21 protein-coding genes are annotated in these 22,318 nt (G+C 65.5%); 18 read left to right on the top strand and 3 right to left on the bottom strand.

The window, feature by feature from the left end:
* Positions 1–49: 49 nt before the first annotated feature.
* The 3 genes from ACE039_RS23975 to ACE039_RS23985 all read right to left on the bottom strand — a co-directional run bounded on the left by ACE039_RS23975 (position 50) and on the right by ACE039_RS23985 (position 3,534).
* On the bottom strand, positions 50–1,054 hold the full coding sequence (locus tag ACE039_RS23975; RefSeq protein WP_485823506.1) for a TAXI family TRAP transporter solute-binding subunit: 1,005 nt from the start codon (positions 1,052–1,054) through the stop codon (positions 50–52).
* A gap of 154 nt (positions 1,055–1,208) precedes the next feature.
* Entirely contained in the window at positions 1,209–2,549 is a 1,341-nt protein-coding gene (locus ACE039_RS23980; RefSeq protein WP_485823507.1) for an aspartate aminotransferase family protein, read from the bottom strand.
* A gap of 43 nt (positions 2,550–2,592) precedes the next feature.
* Positions 2,593–3,534, bottom strand: a complete 942-nt coding sequence (locus ACE039_RS23985) for a MurR/RpiR family transcriptional regulator (protein WP_485823508.1) — start codon at positions 3,532–3,534, stop codon at positions 2,593–2,595.
* A 255-nt stretch (positions 3,535–3,789) separates the two neighbouring features.
* On the opposite strand from ACE039_RS23985, the gene ACE039_RS23990 reads away from it, so the two are divergent.
* The 18 genes from ACE039_RS23990 (at position 3,790) to ACE039_RS24075 (ending at position 22,309) form a co-directional block, all read left to right on the top strand.
* On the top strand, positions 3,790–4,341 hold the full coding sequence (locus tag ACE039_RS23990; protein WP_105560001.1) for a MarR family winged helix-turn-helix transcriptional regulator: 552 nt from the start codon (positions 3,790–3,792) through the stop codon (positions 4,339–4,341).
* A complete protein-coding gene (gene ectA, locus ACE039_RS23995; protein ID WP_105560000.1) occupies positions 4,338–4,898 on the top strand; it encodes a diaminobutyrate acetyltransferase in 561 nt (186 codons plus the stop codon). The genes ACE039_RS23990 and ectA overlap by 4 nt, the downstream gene beginning before the upstream one ends.
* A 125-nt stretch (positions 4,899–5,023) precedes the next feature.
* On the top strand, positions 5,024–6,331 hold the full coding sequence (ectB, locus tag ACE039_RS24000) for a diaminobutyrate--2-oxoglutarate transaminase (protein ID WP_448708047.1): 1,308 nt from the start codon (positions 5,024–5,026) through the stop codon (positions 6,329–6,331).
* Positions 6,328–6,732, top strand: a complete 405-nt coding sequence (locus ACE039_RS24005) for an ectoine synthase (RefSeq protein WP_054427419.1) — start codon at positions 6,328–6,330, stop codon at positions 6,730–6,732. Before ectB ends, ACE039_RS24005 begins: the two co-directional genes overlap by 4 nt.
* Before the next feature lie 21 nt (positions 6,733–6,753).
* Positions 6,754–7,680, top strand: coding sequence for an ectoine hydroxylase (thpD, locus tag ACE039_RS24010; protein WP_310033269.1), 927 nt, complete (start codon positions 6,754–6,756; stop codon positions 7,678–7,680).
* A gap of 147 nt (positions 7,681–7,827) precedes the next feature.
* Positions 7,828–8,700, top strand: coding sequence for an MOSC domain-containing protein (locus ACE039_RS24015; protein WP_485823509.1), 873 nt, complete (start codon positions 7,828–7,830; stop codon positions 8,698–8,700).
* A 142-nt stretch (positions 8,701–8,842) separates the two neighbouring features.
* A complete protein-coding gene (gene panD / locus ACE039_RS24020) occupies positions 8,843–9,211 on the top strand; it encodes an aspartate 1-decarboxylase (RefSeq protein WP_050446262.1) in 369 nt (122 codons plus the stop codon).
* A 70-nt stretch (positions 9,212–9,281) separates the two neighbouring features.
* Positions 9,282–10,328, top strand: coding sequence for a CDP-6-deoxy-delta-3,4-glucoseen reductase (locus ACE039_RS24025; protein ID WP_485823510.1), 1,047 nt, complete (start codon positions 9,282–9,284; stop codon positions 10,326–10,328).
* Positions 10,329–10,669: 341 nt separating this feature from the next.
* A complete protein-coding gene (locus ACE039_RS24030) occupies positions 10,670–11,926 on the top strand; it encodes a D-amino acid dehydrogenase (RefSeq protein WP_485823511.1) in 1,257 nt (418 codons plus the stop codon).
* 4 nt (positions 11,927–11,930) lie between these two features.
* Complete coding sequence (locus ACE039_RS24035; protein WP_485823512.1) at positions 11,931–13,271, top strand: extracellular solute-binding protein; 1,341 nt, start codon at positions 11,931–11,933, stop codon at positions 13,269–13,271.
* A 214-nt stretch (positions 13,272–13,485) separates the two neighbouring features.
* The gene (locus tag ACE039_RS24040) at positions 13,486–14,319 is read left to right on the top strand and encodes a TrbG/VirB9 family P-type conjugative transfer protein (RefSeq protein ID WP_448708052.1); all 834 of its coding nucleotides are present in this window, start codon (positions 13,486–13,488) and stop codon (positions 14,317–14,319) included.
* A complete protein-coding gene (locus ACE039_RS24045) occupies positions 14,316–15,905 on the top strand; it encodes a hypothetical protein (RefSeq protein WP_485811675.1) in 1,590 nt (529 codons plus the stop codon). The genes ACE039_RS24040 and ACE039_RS24045 overlap by 4 nt, the downstream gene beginning before the upstream one ends.
* Positions 15,906–15,914: 9 nt before the next feature.
* Entirely contained in the window at positions 15,915–17,234 is a 1,320-nt protein-coding gene (locus ACE039_RS24050) for a type IV pilus inner membrane component PilO (protein WP_485823513.1), read from the top strand.
* Positions 17,221–17,721: a hypothetical protein gene (locus tag ACE039_RS24055; protein ID WP_485823514.1), complete on the top strand. Its 501-nt coding sequence runs from the start codon at positions 17,221–17,223 to the stop codon at positions 17,719–17,721. The genes ACE039_RS24050 and ACE039_RS24055 overlap by 14 nt, the downstream gene beginning before the upstream one ends.
* Positions 17,718–19,454 carry an ATPase, T2SS/T4P/T4SS family gene (locus ACE039_RS24060; RefSeq protein WP_485823515.1) on the top strand — a complete coding sequence of 579 codons (1,737 nt, stop codon included), beginning with the start codon at positions 17,718–17,720 and terminating at the stop codon, positions 19,452–19,454. Before ACE039_RS24055 ends, ACE039_RS24060 begins: the two co-directional genes overlap by 4 nt.
* Positions 19,451–20,542 carry a hypothetical protein gene (locus tag ACE039_RS24065; protein WP_485823516.1) on the top strand — a complete coding sequence of 364 codons (1,092 nt, stop codon included), beginning with the start codon at positions 19,451–19,453 and terminating at the stop codon, positions 20,540–20,542. Before ACE039_RS24060 ends, ACE039_RS24065 begins: the two co-directional genes overlap by 4 nt.
* A gap of 70 nt (positions 20,543–20,612) precedes the next feature.
* Positions 20,613–21,230: a type 4 pilus major pilin gene (locus tag ACE039_RS24070; protein ID WP_485823517.1), complete on the top strand. Its 618-nt coding sequence runs from the start codon at positions 20,613–20,615 to the stop codon at positions 21,228–21,230.
* A gap of 11 nt (positions 21,231–21,241) precedes the next feature.
* Positions 21,242–22,309 (top strand): prepilin, encoded by a 1,068-nt coding sequence (locus tag ACE039_RS24075; protein WP_485823518.1) that lies wholly within the window; start codon positions 21,242–21,244, stop codon positions 22,307–22,309.
* Positions 22,310–22,318: the final 9 nt, after the last annotated feature.

The raw sequence follows: 22,318 nt of genomic DNA on the forward strand, positions 1-22,318 counted from the left end.
GGCGCGCGATGAGTCCAGGCGCGTAGCGGACGCGCGCTGGCCAGAGGCCTTACAGCAGGCCCTTTTCCTTGAAGTACTTTTCAGCCCCGGGATGCAGCGGCGCCGACAGACCGTTCTTCACCATGTCGGCCGGCTTCAGGTTGGCGAATGCCGGATGCAACTTCTTGAAGTCGTCGAAGTTGTCGAACACGGCCTTGACCACGGTGTAGACCGTGGCGTCCGGCACGTCGGCGGAGGTGACGAACGTCGCCGTGACGCCGTACGTCTTGGTTTCGGTCGGGTTGTTCGGATACAGCCCGCCCGGGATCGTGGCGTGGGCGTAGTAGGGGTACTTCTCAACCAGCTTGTCCACCGCCGGGCCGGTCAGCGAGACCAGCTTGGCGCCGCAGCTGGTGGTGGGGTCCTGGATGTTGGCCGACGGGTGGCCCACGCCATAGAAGAAGCCGTCGATCTTGCCATCGCATACGGCGGAGCCGTGCTCGTCGGGGCGCAGTTCCGAGGCCAGCGAGAAGTCCTTCAGCGTCCACCCCATCGTGGCCAACAGCTCCTCCATCGACGCGCGCGTGCCCGAGCCCGGGTTGCCGACGTTGAAGCGCTTGCCCTTCAAATCCTCGAAGCGCGTGATGTTCGCGTCTTTGCGGGTGACGACGGTGAAGGGTTCGGGGTGAAGAGAGAATACGGACCGCAACTTGGGATAGGGGCCGGCTTGCTTGAATTGGCCTTCGCCGTTGTAGGCGTTGAAGCCGACGTCGGATTGCACGACGCCCAGGTCAAGTTCGCCTGCCTTGATGGTGTTGGCGTTGAACACCGAGCCGCCGGTGGATTCCACCGAACAGCGGATCCCGTGCGTGGCGCGGTCCTTGTTGACCAGGCGGCAAATGGCGCCGCCCGCGGCATAGTAGACGCCGGTGACGCCGCCTGTGCCGATGCTGACGAACTTTTGTTGGGCGGCGGCGGGCGCCGACGCCATGGACAGCAATGCCGTGGCCAAGCCTGCCGCAGCAAGCGTCCAGGCGTTGCGATGGCCCAAGGGATGTTTGACGGACGTGGTCATGCAAACTCCTTATGGGGTTTTTCCCCGTGATTTGCCGGTCTTTGCCGGCGGTCGGGCCGCCCCGCGAGCCTGCGGGACGTCCTGTGCGAATCACCACGTGCCCGCAAGGCGGGCGGCGCGCGGCGGATCCCCTCGCCGCGCGTGCAGGCGGGCGCTACGCGCGGGCCTGCGCAATGGCGGCGTCGATGGCGCCAGCCACGCGTTCAGTCAATTGGTCCAGTTCGTCGTCGGAAATGATGAAGGGCGGAGCCAGCAACACATGGTCGCCCTGGCGGCCATCGATGGTCCCGCCCATCGGGTAGACCATCAGGCCGCGGGCCATGGCTTCGCGCTTGATCCGCGCATGCAGCGTCAAGGCGGGGTCGAATGTCTGCTTCGTGCCACGGTCCTGCACCAGTTCGATGCCCATGAAGAGGCCGCGGCCGCGGATGTCGCCCACATGCGGGTGTTCGCCCAGGGCGTGTTTCAGCCGCTGGCGCAAGCCCGCGCCCTGTTCGCGCACCCGCGCCAGCAGGTTGTCGCGCCGGATGACGTCCTGCACGGCAAGCGAAGCGGCGCAGGCGATAGCGTGACCCAGATAGGTGTGGCCATGCTGGAAGAAGCCGCTGCCTTGCTGCATGGCGTCCACGATGCGCTGTTGCGCCATCACGGCGCCAATCGGCTGGTATCCGCCGCCCAGCCCCTTGGCGATGGTGATCAGGTCGGGGACGATGCCTTCCTGTTCCACGGCGTAGAGCGTGCCGGTTCGGCCCATGCCGCACATCACTTCATCGGCGATCAGCAGCACGCCGTGGCGGTCGCACACCTCGCGGATCCGGCGGAAATAGCCAGGCACGGCGGTCACGGCGCCCGACGTGGCCCCCACCACTGGCTCGGCTACGAAAGCCATCACCGTGCCGGCGCCCAGTTTTTCAAAGGTCTGGTCCAGTTCGTCGGCCAGGCGCTCGCCGTATTGCTCGGCGCTTTCGTCAGGGCGCTGGTCGCGGTAGGCGTAGCAGGGCGAGACGTGTTCAACGTCGATCAGCAGCGGCGCGAATTGCGCACGGCGCCAGGCATTGCCGCCCACCGCCAATGCACCCAGCGTGTTGCCGTGGTAGCTCTGACGCCGCGCCACGATATGGCGGCGTTCCGGCTGGCCGGTTTCCACAAAGTATTGGCGCGCCATCTTCAACGCCGCTTCCACGGCTTCGGAGCCGCCCGAAACGAAGTAGGCGTGTGAAATGCCCTCGGGCGCGTCGGCCACCAGGCGGTCGGCCAACTGCTCGGCAACTTCGGTCGTGAAAAAGCTGGTGTGGGCGTAAGCCAGCGCGTCGATCTGCGCGTGCATGGCGGCCTGGATGTCGGGGTGATTGTGGCCCAGGCACGAAACCGCCGCGCCGCCTGATCCGTCGAGATAGGCGCGGCCGGCGCTGTCGTGGATCCACACGCCCTGGCCGTGTACGGCGACAGGCGGCGTCTGGCGTAAAGAACGATGCAGGACGTGGGTTCGGCTCATGGCATTTCCGTGATGCGTGGGAGAGGGAGGGGTAGAGGGGCGGTCAGCCCGGCCGGCGCGAGGCGGGGGCGGTCCAGTAGACGTTGTCGGTACGAAGTCGTGCTTCGACTTCCGTCAGGCGATTCAGGACGTCGGCGCCGCCGCGGGCCGTCAGGCGCGCAATCAGGTGTTCGGCCAGGCCCAGCAGGCCTGCGGTGGTGTGGAAGAACGACCCCGGCCCATGCCGCGCGGGCCGCGCCTGGACGCCGTCGCGGTCGGGCGGCGCAAAGCGCAGCGTGTGCCGGGCCTCGACGGCCAACGGCGACAGCGGGTCGTCGGTCAGCGCAATCAGCGCGACACCGCGCTGGGCGGCCTGGCGGGCCAATTGCACCGTGGCCGTGGGGTAGGGCGCCTGCGAGATGACGATCAGCGCGTCGCCGGCGTCCAGGTTGTCGGCCTGCTCGGCGGGCGCGCCGCCCAGGCCGTCGATGAGCACGCTGTTGCGGCGCACCAGCTGATACGCGTAGCGCATCTGGAACGCGATGCCAAACGCCGACCGGGTTCCCAGGAAACCGACCTGGCGCGCATTCAGCAGGGTCTGCACGGCGGCGTCGAATGCGCCCGGCGGATTCAGGGTGCAAACCGAACCCATGGCCTGAATCTGGTAGTCGGTCAGTACGTCGTGGCCGGGGGCGTCGGGCGAATCCGGGGCGTCGGCGGCGGCTTGCAGGGCGGCGGCGCGGTCGCGCAGCCCGGGGTTGCCCGCGCCGGCAAGCGCCTGTTGGAACGGTTGCCGGAAATCCTCGTAGCTGGCAAAGCCGATTGCCCGCGCCAGACGCAACATGGTGGCGGGCGCCACGCCCAGCGCCTGGGCCTGCCGGCGCATGGACCACAAGCCGACTTCGGCGGGGTGTGCCACGACCCAGTGCGCCGCACGTTGCAGTTCGGGCGGCAGCGACTCCAGTTTTTCCTGCAGCGTCTGGGCGATGTGGGAGGGCAGGGGCATGGCTGTCGATGTCATAAAAAACAAATGATAGATCCTGTTATTTCAAAAAAACATATGTTTTATATCGGGATTTACACTAAGAGGCGCGATGGGCGCCAGCCCGGGGGAAGCCACGTCAAGTCCGGCAATCCTGCGGTCATCTTCTGCAATTCCGTGTTTATTTATTTACATCATGCAGGGCGATTTTTGTTTGACTCGAATAAATCGTGCGCATATCATTTGTGTAGAAATCAATTTGACCGAACCCTTATTTCCATGAACAGCCCCGCGCATTCCGATCCGACACAGCAGTACGACCTGCGCATCTTGCGAGCCCTGCGCCGCATTACGCGTTCGATCGCACTGCACTCGCGCCAGTTGTCCGCGGTCAGCCACATCACCGCGCCCCAACTGATGTGCTTGCGCACGGTGATGGCCAACGGCCCGATGACGGCCACCGCCATCAGCCGCGAGATGCACGTCAGCCCGAGCACGGTGGTCGGCATCCTGGATCGCCTGGAAGACAAAGGGTTCATCCGCCGGGAACGCGGGCGTGAAGACCGCCGCATCGTTTTTGTCACGGCCACCGACGCCGGCCGGGAATTGGCGCAGGGCGCGCCGTCGCCGCTGCAGAAGCATCTGGCTGACGCACTGAACGCCTTGCCGGAACTCGAGCAAGCCACGATCACGTTGTCGCTGGAACGCATCGTGGCGCTGATGGAGCAGGAAGGCCAGGCAGTCGCTGCGGAAGCACACAGCGATGTGTCGTCGCCCATCCTTGAAGTGCCCACGGGCGGGGCACCCCCAGAATCGGGAATCGTTGCATGAAGACAGTCGAACTGGATACACCTACTCTCTCAAGTGCCGTGGCGCCGGCGGTTGGCGCGCAGACCCATACGATGCGTCTGCCCCACCGCAAAGACGGCGCCGCCATCCACCGCCTCATTGCCGAGTGCCCGCCACTCGACCTGAATTCCCTCTATGCCTATTTGCTCCTTTGCGAGCAATTCAGCGACACCTGCGTCATCGCCGAAAGTGCCGGCGGACGTATCGACGGTTTTATCTCCGCTTATGTGATCCCGGCCCGGCCCGACGTGTTGTTCGTCTGGCAGGTCGCGGTGCACGCCCGCGCACGCGGCCACCGGTTGGGCCGCGCCATGCTTCGCGAACTCTTGCAACGCAAGCAGCTCGCGCATGTTCGTCATCTTGAAACCACGGTGGGGCCTGACAACCAGGCATCGCGCCGCAGCTTCACCGGCCTGGCCGGCGAGCTTGGCGCCCACGTTTCCGAGCAGCCGTTCTTCGACCGGCAACTTTTTGGAGGCGCGGACCATGAAGACGAGATGCTGTTGAGGATAGGCCCGTTCGCATTGCCCGCCCCATAGGGCGGCGCAACCCCAACGGACTTATCGAAATACCGGGATGGCTTTGCCGATCCGAATGCGTCCACGCATCCGGAGGGACGCTGGCCGTCTATCGACTTATGAGATGAAAAGGGAGGATTAATCATATGGACTTGAAAATCTTTGACCGGATGGAATCAGAGGTGCGGGGCTACATTCGGTCGTTTCCCGTGATATTCAGCCAGGCCCGAGGCTCGACGCTGATTGACGAAGAAGGCACCGAGTACATCGATTTCTTCAGCGGCGCCGGCACGCTGAACTATGGCCACAACAATCCTGTTCTCAAGGAAAAGCTGCTGGAGTACGTGCAGTCGGACGGCGTCGTCCATGGCCTGGACATGGCCACCAGCGCGAAGAAGCGTTTCCTGGAGACGGTGGATCGCGTGTTGCTCAAGCCGCGCAACTGGCAGTACACGTTGCAGTTCACGGGCCCCACCGGCACCAACGCCGTGGAAGCCGCGCTGAAGATCGCGCGCCAGGTCAAGGGCCGTCCCAACGTGATTTCGTTCACCCATGGATTCCATGGCGTCAGCGGCGGTTCGCTGGCCGTTACGGCCAACATGAAGTTCCGCGAGGCCTCCGGCTACGCGCTGGGTAACACGACGTTCATGCCCTATGACGGCTACTTCGGTCCGGACGTGGACACCATGGCGTATCTGGAACGCATGCTGGAAGATCCCAGCAGCGGCATGGACAAGCCGGCCGCCGTCATCGTGGAAACGGTGCAGGGCGAGGGCGGCGTCAACGTGGCGACGCTGCGCTGGCTGAAAGAGCTGGACAAGCTATGCAAGCGCCACGACATGCTGCTGATCGTGGACGATATCCAGGTTGGCTGCGGCCGCACCGGCACGTTCTTCAGCTTCGAGGCCGCCGGCATCCGTCCGGACATCATCACCCTGTCTAAGTCGCTGTCTGGTTTCGGACTGCCGATGTCGCTGGTGCTGATGAAGCCCGAACTGGACATCTGGAAGCCGGGCGCGCACAGCGGCACCTTCCGCGGCAACAACCTGGCGTTCGTCACGGCGACGCAGGCGCTGGAAACCTATTGGGCCAACACGGCGTTCACCACCGAGATCCAGCGCAAAGAGCGCCAGGTCCGCGACTGGCTGGAGAACCTGGTCCACAGCTATCCCAATGCCGGTTTGTCGGTGCGTGGCCGTGGCCTGATCCAGGGCCTGGTGTGCAACGCCACGCCCGCCCTGGCCAACCGCATCGCGCAGAACGCTTTCAAGAAGGGCGTCGTCATCGAGACCTCGGGCGCGCACGACGAAGTGCTGAAGCTGCTGCCCGCGCTGACGATCGAGGAAGAGCTGCTAAGCAAGGGCCTGGACCTGATCGAGGCCAGCGTGGCCGAAGCGCTGGCAGAAGAGGGGCAGTCTGCCCGAATCCTGAAATTTGGAGGAAAACGCCAATGATCGTACGCAACGTCAAAGATGTGATCGGTACCGCCGATGAAGTCCGCACCGACACCTGGGTCAGCCGCCGCGTGCTGCTGAAGAAAGACGGAATGGGCTTTTCCTTCCACGAGACCACCATCTTCCCGGGTGGCCGTACCCACATCCACTACAAGAACCATCTTGAAGCGGTGTGGTGCATTGAAGGCGACGGTTCCATCGAGACCATCGCCGACGGCAAGAAGTACGACCTGGGTCCTGGCGTGGTCTATGCCCTGAATGAAAACGACGAGCACTGGCTGTGCGGTGGCAAGGAGCCGCTGCGCGTCATCTGCGTCTTCAATCCGCCGCTGACCGGCCAGGAAGTGCATGACAAAGAGGGCGTTTACGCCCTGCCTGAAGCCGAAGCCAAAGCGGCCTGAAACCAGACAAAGGAGGTTCGCATGATCTCACCTGCGCAGGATCCGTACGCCTCACGTACGGATCGAAGTTCCGCCATCATCGCCCGTCAGGACCCGGTGGTCTATGACGGCGGCCAGTACGCCAGCGCCCTGTCCGGCGAGCAAGTCGGACAGTACGAACGCGACGGTTTTCTTTTGCTGGAAAACCTGTTCTCGGAAGACGAGATCCGCGCATTGTCGACCGAGGTCGAGCGCATGACGCGCGACCCGTCTATCGTCCGCCGCGAAGAATCCATCACCGAGCCCGGCAGCAACGCCGTGCGCTCCATCTTCATGGTGCACGTGCTGAACCCCGTGCTGTCGCGCCTGGTGCGCGACCCTCGGCTGGTCAACGTGGCGCGCCAGATCCTCGGGTCCGAGGTCTATATTCACCAGTCGCGCGCCAACATGAAGCCGGGCTTCAAGGGCAAGGAGTTCTACTGGCACTCCGATTTCGAGACCTGGCATGTCGAAGACGGCATGCCGTCGATGCGCGCGCTCAGTTGCTCGGTGCTTTTGACCGACAACAATGAATGCAACGGCCCGCTGATGCTGGTGCCCGGCTCGCACCGGCAATTCATCTCGTGCGTCGGCGAGACGCCGAACGACCACTACAAGCAGTCGCTGAAAAAGCAGGAGTACGGCGTACCGGATCCGGTCAGCCTGCAACTGCTGGTCGAGCAGGGCGGCATCCGCTCGATGACGGCGAAGGCCGGTTCGGTGGTGTTCTTCGACTGCAACACGATGCACGGCTCGAACAGCAATATCTCGCCGTGGCCGCGGGCCAACGTGTTCATGGTCTACAACAGCATGGAAAACACCTTGAATCCGCCCAAGTACGGGCTGACGCCGCGTCCCGAGCACATCGCGACGCGCAAGGGTTTCAAGGCCGTGACGCCGTTGGACACCTTGAAGCTGGTGGGCGGCTAGCCGACCTGCTGGCGGCGCCTTCCAAACCCGGGCCTGGCCCGGGTTTTTTCATGCCGGCGCCGGGAAGCGTGCCGCGAGGGAAATGGCCGCGCTGTCTGCTATTCTTTCGCGGACCCTTTCGCCGACTTTCGCCGACCTTCCGCCGCCATGTCCGCCAGTATCCTCAGCTTGCATATCTACCCCATCAAATCCTGCGCAGGTATCGACCTGACGGAGTCTTCCATCGACCGTGCCGGATTGGCGAACGACCGCCGCTGGATGCTGGTCGGGGACGACGCCCAGTTCATGACCCAGCGGCAATGGCCCGCGATGGCGTTGATCCGCACGGCGCTCACGGCCGACGCGTTGCGCCTGTCCGCGCCCGGCATGCCGGATCTGGATGTGCCATTTGACGAGTCCGGCCTTGAGCCGGGGTCGGAAACCGTGGCGGTCTGGAGCGACACCATTTCCGCCAGGCGTGAAAGCGCTGCCGTCGGCCAGTGGTTTTCGGACTTTCTCAAGACGCCTTGCCGCTTGTTGAAGGTGGATGCCACCGCGCAGCGCAACGCCAAGCCTGACTGGGTGTCTCGCTGGGCCGACGCGCATCCCGACTTGGCGGAGGCTTTCACCGGCGAGCATCACTTCGGTTTCGCCGACGGTTTCCCGTTGCTGATCGCCAACCAGGCGTCGCTTGACGACCTGAACGCCCGCTTGCAGGCCAAGGGCGTGGCACCCGTGCCGATGGACCGTTTCCGGCCCAATATCGTGGTCGAGGGCGAATGGGAAGCCTTCGAGGAAGACCATACCGCCATGATCACGGCGGCCGGTGTCCGGATGGGGTTCGTCAAGCCGTGCACCCGGTGTTCGATCCCTGACATCGACCAGCGGACGGCTTTGCAGCATGACGAGCCCGGTCGCACGCTGGCGGGCTACCGGAACTTGGAGATCGGGGTGGTATTCGGCCAAAACGCCATTCTGGACGCGCCGGCTGGCGCTCGCCTGAAAGTTGGCGACGCGGTCGAGATCGAGCTGGATTTCTAAGCCGCGGCAGCAGCCTGGCCCCCGAGGGCGTCTTCGGGGCGGCAAAAATTATAGAATACCCGGTTCCAACGGCAATACCGGATGCCGGGCATCACTTTAGCAACGCTTCGCGGACCGGGCCGCGAACCAGGATATTTCTATCATGCAACGCATCATGCTGCGGGCAAAGCTGCACCGCGTCACGGTCACCGAAGCCGACCTTCACTACGAAGGGTCTTGTGGCATCGACGAAGACCTGCTGGACGCTGCCGGCATGCGCGAGTTCGAACGCATCGAACTCTACAACGTCACCAACGGTGAACGTTTCGACACCTACATCATCAAGGCGGCCCGCGGCAGCGGCGCCATTTCGTTGAACGGCGCCGCGGCGCGCCGGGCCCAGGTCGGCGATTTGCTGATCATCTGCACCTACGGCCCCATGTCCGAAGAAGATTCCGCCACGCACAAGCCGCAAGTGGTATTGGTGGATGACGCGAATCGCGTCAAGGAAATCCGCAAGTTCCCGGCCTGACGCCGGGCCGGGCGCAGCGCCGCCTTCGGCCAAGCCGAACGACGCTGCGTCAACTCAGAACCGTTTCATCATGAGCTTCCAGGTCACCATCCAACCCAGCAAGCATCAATTCCCGGTCGAGCCCGGCCAGACCGTGCTCGACGGCGCCTTGGCGGCCGGCATCGTGCTGCCCTATAGCTGTCGCAACGGCGCGTGCTCCACCTGCAAGGGCAAAGTGGTGTCCGGGGAGTTCGATGCCGGGCAGTATCCCGCCCAGATCCTGTCGCCGGAGGAATTGGCGGACGGCTACACGCTGTTCTGCCAGGCCCGTCCCGAGTCGGACATGGTGGTCGAGTCCACCGAGGTCCGCCTGGCCAGCGACATCCAGATTCGCAAGCTGCCGTCGCGCGTGCAGACGCTTGAGCGCGTGGCGCCCGACGTCACCGTCATCAAGCTGCAATTGCCCGCCTCGGAACAGTTCCGCTACTACGCGGGGCAGTACATCGAGGTCATTCTGAAGGACGGCCGCCGCCGCAGTTATTCGATGGCCGGCGCGCCGCACACCGGCAGCCCGCTGGAACTGCATATTCGGCACATGCCGGGCGGACTGTTCACCGACCACGTTTTCGGCGCGGGCGACACGCAGATGAAAGAGCGCGAGATCCTGCGCCTGGAAGGGCCGTTCGGCTCGTTCTTCCTGCGCGAAGACAGCGACAAGCCGATTGTCCTGCTGGCCAGCGGCACGGGTTTCGCGCCGGTGAAGGCCATCGTGGAACACATGATCCACAAGAGCATCAACCGTCCCGTCACCCTGTACTGGGGCGGCCGTCGTCCGCGCGACCTGTACATGGACGCGTTGGCGCAGTCCTGGTCGAGCCAGCTGCCGGGGTTCACCTATGTTCCGGTCGTGTCCAATGCGCTGCAGGAAGACGAATGGACGGGCCGCACCGGCTTCGTCCACGAGGCCGTCATGCAGGACATCGCCGACCTGTCCGGCCACCAGGTCTATGCCTGCGGCACGCCCCTGATGGTGGATGCGGCCCGGCGTGAGTTCAGCACGCAGAACGGTCTGCCGCCCGAAGAGTTCTACGCGGACGCGTTTACGTCCGAAGCCGACCTGGCGAAAGCCGCGTCGTAACCGAACGGCACAGGCATGGGGGGCGGAATTCACAAGCGGAAAAGCTTCGTGACTTCCGCCCCTTTTTACCGCAGGGCCGTCCCAAGGTAAAAACGCCCCCTTTGGGGGCAGCAAGCACGCAAAGCGTGCGCGGCGTGGGGGCTTTTTTACCGCAGGGCCGTCCCAAGGTAAAAACGCCCCCTTTGGGGGCAGCAAGCACGCAAGGCGTGCGCGGCGTGGGGGCTTTCTTTTAGACATAGGCGAAGGCAAATCGGCGGGGTAAACTGCCCTGGCAGCGGCTTGCCAGGGGGGGCGGACATCGGGTCCGCGGACCGATTTGGCACGCAAGGAGCAATGCGGGCATGAAAGTAGCGGTATTGGGTAGCGGCATTATCGGAATCTCCAGCGCCTGGTGGCTAAGCCAGGCCGGCCATGACGTCGTGGTCATTGATCGCTGCACCGGTCCCGCGCAGGAAACCAGCCTGGCCAATGGCGCACAGATCTCCGTGTCGTATGCCGAACCCTGGGCCAATCCGCAGGCTCCGTTCAAGCTGCTCAAATGGATGTTCCAGGACGACGCGCCGCTGCTATTCCGCCCGCAACTGGATTGGCGGCAATGGATGTGGGGCTTGTCCTTCCTGCGCGAATGCCTGCCCAGCCGCCTGGCGCCCAACATCCGCGCCATGGTCCGCATGGCGGAATACAGCCGCGCCACCCTGCGTGGCATGCGCGCCGAGCTCGGCATCGAATACGACCACCTTGAACGCGGCATCCTGAATTTCTACCGGGACCCGCACGAATTCGAAAATTCCCAGCGGGCCGCCGGGCTGATGCGCGATTTCGGCGTCGAGCGCCGTGTGGTCACGGCCGACGAGGTCATCGCCATCGAACCGGCCCTGGCGCCGCACCGGCAGACGATTGTCGGGGGCGACTACACCCCCGAAGATGAAAGTGGCGACGTGCATCTGTTCACGGTCGCGCTGGCCGAACGATGCGTCCGCGCCGGCGTGGAATTTCGCTACAGCACGCGGGCCACGCGCCTGTTGACGCAGGGCGGCACCGTGCAAGGCGTTGAAATCATTGAACCTGATGGCCGATACGGCTCGGTCGCGGCCGACGCCTACGTCGTCGCCATGGGCAGTTTCAGCCCCAATATGCTGCGTCCGCTGGGCGTCCCCTGCAACGTCTATCCGGCCAAGGGCTATTCCGCGACGTTCCCGGTGCTGAAGCCCGACGCCGCGCCCACGGTCAGCTTGACGGACAGCAGCCACAAAATCGTGTTCTCGCGCCTGGGCGACCGGCTGCGCATGGCTGGCACCGCAGAGCTCTCGGGATATTCCCGGGGCCTGAACACCAGCCGCTGCGAAGCCTTGACTCGCCTGGCGCAAGAACTCTTTCCCGACGCGCTCGATTTTGGGCGCGTCAGTTATTGGTCGGGCTTGCGCCCGTCCACTCCTTCGAATGTGCCCATCATCGGTCGTAGCCGTATCCCCAATTTGTATATCAATACGGGACACGGTACGCTCGGCTGGACGATGGGTGTTGGCTCGGGCCGGGCACTGGCCGATCTGCTCAGCGGACGGCGGCCAGAACCGGAATTCCCTTTTCTTGGTCTATGAACCTATGAAGAATCTGCAATTGGCGGGCGTTGCCCGCGCGATGTTCGCCAGCCGGCGTGCATGGGTATTCGGCGCCGCCATGGCAATGGCGGGCGTGGCGAATGCCGCTCCAGTCGAAATCCAGGTCTGGCACACGCTGTCGGACGCGAACAAGGCCGAGTTCGAAAAACTGGCCAAGCAGTACAACAAAGAGCAGGACCAGGTCAGCGTCAAGCTGCGCGGATTCGCCTCGCAGGACGCGCTTGAGCAAGAGGCCGTCACGGCGGCCAAAGCGAAGAAAGCGCCCAATCTGGTCCAGCTGACCGACAACCATTCGCCTGAAGTCGTGGCCCAGCACAAGGCCATCCTGCCGATGTACGAATTGCTGGCCAAGTACCCGATCAAGGACCTGAACTGGTTCGTGCCGGCTACCAGCAGCTTCACGCGCGACGGCAAAGGCCGCTTGCTCGCCTTCCCCTGGATGGCCGAAGTGCCCGTGATGTTCTACAACACCGCGGCCTACAAGAAGGCGGGTCTCGACCCCAACAATCCGGCGCGCACCTGGAATGGCTTGCAGGCCGAACTGCTGAAACTGCGCGACGTGGCGGACATCGATTGCCCCTACGCCTCCAGCGATCAGGTCACTGTCCACCTGGAGAACCTGGCGCCGATCAACGGCCAGCAGTTCACCAGCAATAACAACGGACTGGACGCCATCACCAAGAAGAGCGCGGCGCCTGCCATGCAGTTCGATACGCTCTACATGCGCCATATCTCGCTGATGGTCAGCTGGAAGCGTTCGCTGCTGTTCATGGCGCACACTGGCGACGCCGCGGCCGACAAGCTGTTCGCCAAGGGCGAGTGCGCGGTGCTGACCGCCAATTCCGGCGCTTTCGGCACGTTCCTGACCACCAAGTCGCTGTCGTTCGGCGTCGCGCCGGTGCCTTACTACGATCAAGCCACCAAGTCTGCCGGCCAGCCGTTCGTCAGCGGTTCCGCGCTGTGGGCGCTCGAAGGCCGTCCGCAAGCCGAAGAAAAGGCAACTGCGCAATTCCTGGCCTGGCTGTCCAAGCCGGTCGTCGCCGCCGAATGGCACCAGCGCACCGGTTTCTTGCCGCTTACCGAAGCGGCGTTCCGCGCGTCGGACGTGTCGTTCTACAAGAGCATCCCGGGCGCGCAAGCCGTGATTGCTTCGATGAGCTCGCGTCCCGCCAGCAATAGCCGCGGCTTCCGCATGGCGAACTACACCCGCATCGAACCCGTGCTGAACCAGCAACTGAACGATGCCTTCGAAGGCAAGGTGCCGCCCGTGTCGGCGCTGAACAACGCCGCGACGCAGGCACGCAGCATCGCCGCGCAGCGTTGATCCTCCAGGCCTGAGCCGGCGGCGCTGACGCCCGCCGGTTCCACCGCAAGAACCCGGTCCCAGGACCGGGTTTTTTTTGGCCGTCTATCGCGCTTTCGCCGGGGGCGGATCAAAGCATCCATGCGTACATGCCAGTCTGGCGGCGCGCCAACCCCTCGTCCACCATGCCGTTCATGCGTACCGCTTCCGGTGCGCCCTTCGCTTGCGGTGAGGCATGGTTCGAATTCTCTTCCTGTTGGCAAGCCTGTCCAGCCTGGGCGCTTGCACAAGCTGGCCGGCCAAAGGCGACCCTGGCGCTTCGTGGCAGGCGGCCGAGCCTGCTGCTGGCGGTTTCCGATTTGACTGGCGCCTGTCAGGGGACCCCGCCGTCGCGCCTGTCCAGGTGTTCGATAACGGCCGGGAAGTCTGGCTGCAATTCGCGCCCGGCCAGGCCTTGCCCGCGGTGTTCGGCGTACGCGGAGATGGCGAACATGCCTTGCCCTATGTGCGCCGCGACCCGTATGTAGTGGTCAAGGGCGAGTGGGGAGTATTGCGCTTTCGAGGCGGACGTTTGGCGGCCAGGGCAGAGCGCGAGGACGACATGGCTCGCATCGCGGACGCATCGGTGCACGCGGTACCGCTGGCGGCGCCGGGCGTCGGGGCCCTGGCGGCCGACGGGCCGTTGGCGGCGGGCGGGCGGTTAACGGTTGAGGCCCCGGCCGTCGCAGCCGCTCCGGCGTTGGTCCTGCCGCCACTGCCCACCGCGGCGACAGCGACGTATCGTGCCGCCCCGCCGGACGCCACGCTTCGGGCGGTACTGGCCCGTTGGGCAGACGGTTCGGGCTGGACATTCCAACCGCAGCATTGGGCGGTAGACGTCGACATTCCGTTGTCCGCGTCCGCGGATTTTCCGGGTGACTTCAAATCCGCCGTCCGCGACCTGCTTGCCGCCACCGAACTGGCCGAAAAACCGTTGCAACCGTGCTTCTACGGCAACCAGGTGCTGCGCGTCGTCCCGCTCGCCCAATCCTGCTCACGCACGGCATCGCCGCAAGGAGGCGGGGCATGACGATCAAACAGATGATGTGCGTGGTGGCGTGCGGGGTGCTGGGCGGTTGCACTACATCGCAGCAGGTGACGACCCTGAACCGGGCTGCCAATGAGCGGCAAGCAGTGCTGGCGAATCGCCATCAGGCTTTCGCCGAGGGTTTGTCGGACAGACAGGCGCGCATCGCGGCGCAGGATGTCGCCGCGCCGTGGATAGCCGGCAAACCGCAGCCGCTGGCGCGTGCCGTGTCGCTGCCGCCGGCGCTGCGCGAGAACGTGCCGACCACGCTGATGCTCGCCGACGAGGCCGACCTGCCCGCAATGGCGCAGCGCCTGGGCGCCGCCACCGGCATTCCGGTTCGGGTGCGCCCCGACGCCTTGCTTCCGCTTGAACAGTTCCTGCCGCGCCTCGCCGTGGATACCGGGCTGTCGGCGCCGTCTGCCGTCCGCTTCGAGGTGCGCGACGGGCCCTTGCCGCTTGCGGATCTTCTGGATGCGCTGGCCGCACGGTTCTCAGTGCATTGGCGCTACGTCCGCGACGCGCTTGAGTTCTATCGCACCGAAACCCGGGTGTTCGACGTGCGAGCGCTGTCGCTTGCCAGCACGGTCGATGTGCGTTTGGGCCGGTCCGGCAGCGCAGAGGGGGAGGGGTTCGAAAGCACGTCCAACACCACCCTGTCCGCGAAGGAACACAACGCGTTGGCCGTTCTGCGCGCCAGCATCATCCCGTTCCTGACCCGGTCGGGCCTGGTGGCGGACGCGGTGGACGGCGCATCGTCGCTGGTGGTCACCGACACGCCCGAGGCGCTGGAGCGCGTTGCGCACTATCTGGACCGCGAGAACAAGGCGTTGACGCGCCGCGTGCGGCTGGTCTTCGAGGAAATCACCGTCATCGTCAGGCAATCGGCGTCCGGCGGCATGGACTGGAACGCGCTTTACGCCGCGGCAAGCAGTTCGGCGCGCATGGCTTTTCCTGCGGCGGCACCCATCGGGGCGGGCCTGCTCGAAGCTGGCGTGGGCCAGGGGCCGTTCGACGGCTCGCGCGCGGTCGTCTCGGCGCTAAGCACGATGGGCGCGATCGTGCGGCATCGCAAAGTGCCTGTCCTGACCTTGAACCGCCGGCCGGTCACCCATGCAATCCGCACCACGTTCTCGTATATCGACCGAGTGCAAAGCACCGCCGTTCCGGGGACGACGGCGGGTGGGGCGAACGGGTCGTTGCCTGCGGTATCCATCAGCCAGAAGGAAGAAACCGTGGGTTCTTTCCTGACGCTGTTGCCGGACATTCAGGAAGACGGCCAGATCCTCCTGTCCGTTGCCTACGACAACGCGGTTGCACAACCGCTGAAGACCATCACTTTTGGAGAGCGCGGCAACCAGGTACAGGTCCAGCAGATCACGATCGACGGCAACGGCACCGTCCAGCAAATCGAATTGCGGCCGGGCCAACCCGTCATCCTGTCCGGCTTCGACCGTAGCCAGGACGAGCACGATCGCCAACGCCTGGCGCCGGGTCTGCCACTGGTTACGGGCGGACAAGACAGCGCCGCCCAGGAGCGCGAGACCACGCTGGTGCTGGTCACGGCGCAGGTCGAAGAAGGGTACTGAGGCCGCGCCATGAACCGAGCTCCCCATTTCCTCCTGGTCGATTGCGCGGGTGCAGATCGCAAGCTGGCGTTCGGCTTGCACTGGCTGGTGTTGATTGGCTCCGACGTGTCCGGATTGGCTCGCGCCCGTGGACGGCGGTTGCGGGCGACCCATGTCGTCGTCGGCGGGTCGCCGGCCACCGTGGCGGGCTATGGCAGGCTGCGCTCAACCTGGCGACGTGGTCCGCAGGCGGCGGCGTCGCGTCGTGGCAGGGCGCCTCATATCCAGGCTGCGGCGCAACTCTATGCCTTGTTGTACCCAGAGGGCGGCCTTTGCCTGATACCGCTTCCAGAAGGGCGTTACTGGCTGGTCGCGGCGCAAGAAGGCTCGGTGCTGTCGCAGGCTGACAAGCTGTTCGATTCACACAGCGAAGCGCTGCATGCGCAGGCGCGCTTGCGGGAACAGCGCCCCGCCTTGGAAGAGCATGATGCCGATCTGGTATGGGCAGCGTTGTCGCAGGCCGTGGAATCCGGCGCGCGGTTGAACGTGCTGCCGTCCCGTTGGGCCGCCATGCCGCTTGCCCTGCGCCTGTTCCTGATATGCGTGGGGCTATCCGCCGCTGCGCCGCCGCTATGGCATGGCCTATCGGCGCGGGTCTTCCCACGCAAACCGGAAGCGCCTGCCCAGAAGGCGGCAGACCAGGTGGACCCCTATCTGGCGATGCTGGAAGGCACGCCCGCGCACGTGCCCACCGATCTTTCCGGTTTGCTGCGTGCAGTGGGAAAGCTCCCCATTCAGGTGCAAGGGTGGGCGCTACGCCACGCGCAGTGCGATGCCGGCCAGAAGGCCTGGAGTTGTTCGGCGCGCTATGCGCGGGCACATCCCCTTGCCACGAATCAATTGCTGCATGCACGGCTACCCGAAGGGTGGCAGGTGGCATTCAAGCCGCTGGACGCCGCCACGCTGTCTTGGCGCGTCGCGGCCGACGGCGTGCCCTTGGCACGGTTGACGTTGCCGACCGCGCTGCGCGTGGATACCGAGCTGGTCGCGGCGCTGCAGCGGTTGCAGCCGGCGTTTGCTTCCGTCGCGTTGGATCCGGCCGTGGCCATGCCGCTGCCTCCGTCGCTGGCGGTGGAGCCGCCTGCGCCTTCCGTGGTGACCCGCCCGACTGTCCGGCGCCGTGCGGTGCGCCTGTCCGGGCCATTGCGTTCCTTCGCGTTATTGCCCGGCCTCCTTCCCGTAGTGCGCTGGTCGCGCCTGACGCTGGATGTGCAGCCACAACCCCAGCCCAGCCTGGTCGCCAGCACGCTGGTCGCCGAATTGCATGGAGAACTGTATGAGCAGGAATAGGTTTGCACCGGGGCGCGTGGCGTTCTATGTCGGCATCGCGTGGGTCATGGCCGCGGGAGCCGCCGCCGCGTCCGCACCGTCGGCGCACGATTCGCCGTCGCCCGACGAGGCGCAGGCGTGGTCCGAGGTCGAGACGGTGCGCACGCTGCTGCGCGCCGATGCCGCGGCCGCCCTGGCCGATTGCCGGATGCCCGGCATTTGCCAATCCGGCCCGGCGTCTATCGCCTCGACCGAAGCCAGCATCCGGGCGCCAGACGAAATCCGCGTGGCCGCGATATTCGGGGTCGCCCGGCGCCTGAGCGCCGACGTGGTCGTCAACGGCGCCATGCTGCGCTATCAGGCGGGCCGCGCGGCGCCCGTCGCGGGGGCCATTTCGGCAACCGCGGCCGGCTACCAATTGCTGGCCATCGAAGGCGCTTGCGTGCGCTTGCGCAGGGACACCAAGATTCACACCGCCTGCTTAAGCGCCGAGAGGGCCGGGCCATGAATCGCGTCCTGACGCCCGCGCCGGCATCGCTGCCGCGCGAACTGCATTCCGCCGACGACATCTTCGGCCTGGCCCCGGCCTTTTCCCGGGCGTTAAGCCGGGAATTCGATCTGGCCTCGTTGGCCGGCCGGCTGTGTCCCGTGCTGCTGGAAAGCGGCGATGCCGTCATCTTCGCCGTCAAGGAATACCTTCAGGGCGATCCCATCGACGAGGTCGAGCGGTTGGTGCGCGCGGGAGGATACCGGCTGGCCCAGCCGACTCGTTACGCGCTGCCGGCGCCCTTGCTGCTGATGGTCTCGCGCGGGCAATTGACGGCAGCGGGCCGCAGCCCGCGAGGCGTCGGCAGGCAAGCCGAACGTGCGTCCGCCCTTGCCGCGCTCTTCCTGGATATCGTGCGCTGGGGCGTGTCCCAAGGCGCGAGCGATGTGCACATCAACGTGAACCGGCGTCACCAGGCCTGCGACATCCGCTACACCATCAACGGGGAATACGTCGCCACCGAGCGGTTTTCCGGCTTGTCCAATGCGACATTGCTGGAAGTGCTGGCGGTGGCATGGATGGATGTGCGCGGCGGCAATGGCGCCGTGTTTGATCCTGCGCTGGAACAGCAGGGGCGTATCGCGCTGACGGTGGACGCCGCGCCGCTGGTGCTCCGGTGGGCATCGCTGGCTACTGATGCGGGGCCGTCGGTCTGCCTGCGCATCCTGCGCCTGGATGCCGCGGCCGATGGCGACTTGCACGCGCTGGGATATCTGCCTGCCCAGATCGAAACCCTGCTGCGCGCCCGTGAGCGCGAAGGGGGCGCCATCGTGCTGGCGGGCGTCGTCGGATCGGGAAAGTCCACCACTATCGCGACGTTGATGCGCGGCATCGCCGCCACCCGCAAGGTCATCACGCTGGAGGACCCGGTCGAATACGTCATCGCCAACGCCTTGCAAAATACGCTGGGCAGCGCCTTGGCCGAATCCGCCTGGCCGGCGTTTGACGCCAAGCTCAAGACCATCAAACGCTCGGCCATGAACGATCTGCTGATCGGTGAAATCCGCGATGTCGACACCGGTCGCGCCTTCATGGATCTTGCGGGTTCGGGCGTCAGCCTGTACGCCACGACACATGCGGGTTCCGCGGCGCTGATCCCCGAACGCCTGGCGTCGGACGCGATTGGCGTATCGCGCGATTTTCTTGCGACACCGGGCATTCTGAAGCTGCTCGTCTACCAGACGCTATTGCCTCGCTTATGCGCGGCATGCGCATTGCCGCTGGAAAGCTTGTGGCGAGGGCGCAGGCAACATCCGGATGCGGTGCCGGACTGGCAGGCCTGGGCCGCCGGGATGCAGCGGACGTACCGGCTGGAACCTCAGGCGGCCAAGGTCAGGAACACGGTGGGGTGCGGCGCCTGCCGCAGGCCCCAATTACCGGAGCTCAACGGCATCGCAGGGCGCAGCGTCGCAGCGGAGCTGATCGAACCCGACCGCGTGGAGGGGTTTCTGGAGCGTGTGCGCCTACGCGACAACCTTGGCCTGGCGCGAAGCGCGCAATCGGTGGACGCCGGCTTGGCGGGAAGCGATGCCCCCGGGCGTGGCATACGGGCGCTGGACTGCGCCCTGCACAAAGTGAATGCCGGGGAAGTCGACCCCAGGGCATTGCTGCGCCGATTCGACCTCGCGATCTCGCCACAGGCTTGGGGTGCGACATCCGCCCGTACCGGCACCGGGCTGGAGGCGCGCGCATGATCCGCCTTTTGCCGCGCCTTGATGCGCTGCGCTTCCGGTCCGGGCGCGCGGACTACTACGAGTATCTGGCGGACCTGGTCGAAGGCACGCAGGGGCGCAAAAGCCTGCGCGATATTTTCGCGGACGATGCGCGCCGTTATGGGCTACGTACTGTGCGCGGGCGCCTGTCGCATTACTGGGCCGGCGCTTATCCGGAAGCGGGCGGCGACCTTGGCGTCGCGTGGTCCGGCACGCTGCCCTCCGAAGAATGTCTGCTGCTGACTTGCGTCCAGGAAGAGGGGGGCGATCTTGCCGAGGCGCTGCGCGACCTGGCTCGTGCGGTGCGGCTGGGTGGGGACGCCTGGGTGGCCTTGGTGTCGGCGGCGGCAGCAGGCGTGGCCGCTATGACGGTCGCCCTTGCCCTGTTGTGCGCCATCCCGTTCTTCAGCGTGCCGCGTCTGCAGCAGGTCTTCCAGATGGTGCCGGCGGAAGACTACGGGCGTCTGACACGCGGATTGTTCGCCTTGGCCCAGGTGCTGCGGCAATGGCTGCTGCTGTGGCTGGTGCTTGGCGTCGGTATCGCGCTGCTGAGCTTGTGGTCGCTGCCTAACGTCGCGGGGGCATTCCGGGCCGGACTCGACCGCTGGCTGCTATGGCGGTTGTACCGCGATTTTCAAGCCATCCGCTTCCTCTGCCTGCTATCAGTGCTGGTTCGACAGCACGGCGCCGCCGATACCCGCCTGCGCCACGCTTTGGCGGTCCAGGCCCGGCATGCGCGGCCATGGATGCACGCGCACCTCCAATCGATGTTGGGCCGTCTCGACGGCGGCGCCATTGGCCCCGAGATATTCAGCACGGGGCTGCTGGATGACGAAACGTGGTGGTACATGGCCGACATGACGGATGCACTGGGGTTGGAGACCGGTCTGGCGCGGGTCCGCGAACGCGTCGAATCGCGGCTGCTGGCAAGGGTGCGGCGGCAGGCAGCGGCGCTGCGCTGGGCGCTTCTCATCGCGTCGCTGGCAACCGTGTTGGGCGTCACGCTTTGGCACTACGCCGTCATCGACGAACTGCGCCGGGCGCTCACCAATTTTTATGCAAGCCAATAGCTTGCCGCGCGCTGCCGCATCGCCGGATCCCCGCGCGCATGCGTGTCCCATTCATTCAACGGAGGGTTTGATGCAACAGGTTCTGAAGTTTCAATCCGGCGCAAAGCGCCAACGCGGATTTTCCTTGATGGAAGTGTCGATCGTGACGGCCATCGTCTTACTGATCGCGATCGTCGGAATCCCCGCGATCGGGGCTTATGTCATCGAAAACAAGGTGCCCAAAGTCGGCGAAGAGCTTCAACGCTTCATCGCCAGCATGAAAATCAACGCCCAGGGCGGAGGCGTCACGCCTTATACGGGGCTGGATACCGGCGCCATGGCCAACGCGCTGCGCGATTCCAGCGTGCTGGCCGTTCAGGGCAGCGGGGCGTCGGCGCGTATCGCGCACGGACTGGGCGGCAGCGGAACCGGCCGCAATGGCATTGTCGAAGTGGTTGCCACCGCCCTGGGCGGCGCCGGGCTCGGCTCCGCGTTCACGGTCACGCTCACCAACGTCAGCCATGCGGCCTGCCCGGCCCTGGCTTCCGTATTGCAGCGGGTCTCCGAGACGATATCCATCGGCGGCAATTCCGGCGCCAAGATCGTGAAAGACGCGCTTGCCACGCCTCCTGTGCCGTACCGGGCCGCATTGGCCCAGGCCCAATGCAGCCAAGGCGAGGTCAACACTTTCGCCTTCACCGCGAAATGAGGCGCTGCTCCTTGCCGGAACGCGCGGCTGGTGGTCGCGGCCGTCAGCGCGGGTTCTCGCTGGCAGGCTTGGCGTTGGCGCTGGCATTGATTTCCGTGACCGCGATTTGGGCTTCCAATCAACTTGTCCATCGGATCGAGGATGCGGCGGCGCGCTCGGCGGGGGTGTGGATGGCGCAGGTCCGGCAGGCGGCTGCCGGCATGCTGGCGCGGCATTTCGACGCGCTGGCCAAGGGGCAGATGCCCAACGATGCCACGGGCGCGCCGCTGTTCGCGGATCCGCAATCCCCCACGGTGGCGGAACTGCGCGCCTTGGCGCACCTGCCGGTCGACTTCCCTGAACACTCGGCGCTGGGGTTTGGCGCGCAAATCCGCGTGCGGAAAGGAGGGGGCTGCCCTGGTGAACGGTGCAGGATCGACGCTCTGGTCTACAGCGCCACGCCGCTATTGAAACGGGGGACGCGGTCGGCTGACCTGGTCGGCATCGCTTCCGTCATCGAGGCCGCAGGCGGCTATGGCGGGGCCGTCTGGCCCGACACCCCGTGGCAGGCTCGGGGGTCGGCATTCCGGTTCGAAAACCCGCTGATGCCAGACGCGCCCACGTATCCGCCCGGCACGCTGGCTCTGTGGGCGGGGGCGGGGGCCGAACTGGGGGCGGATAGCCCTCCCGCGTTTCCTGACCTTGATCCGTTCGTCCGCATTGGCGACGCGCGCGACCCGGCATTGAGCGGATCGCTGACCGTCGCGGCGTCCATCGCAACGGGCGCCTACCTGAGCGTGGGCGGGCGAGCCCAGCCCGGGCTTGGCTGCGGTCTTGCCAACGGAACGATCGCCAGCACGCAAGCTGGCGAGCTGCTGGCCTGCCAGTCTGGCGTCTGGCAACCCGCCAGCGGCGGGTTCGGGGGGGCGTTCAGCAGTAATAATCGGTTCGGATGCCGGCATTATTCCGGGCAGTCGACGGCGAATCCACGCACCGGGGATTGCTCGTGTCCGGCCGGGTACCTGCCGGTCATCGTATCCGCGGGCGGAAAGTGGACCGAAACAGAGGGGTGGACCACCGGCTACGTGTGCGTCCGCTAGGGGGGCGAT

The organism is Achromobacter maghribensis (assembly GCF_057334215.1).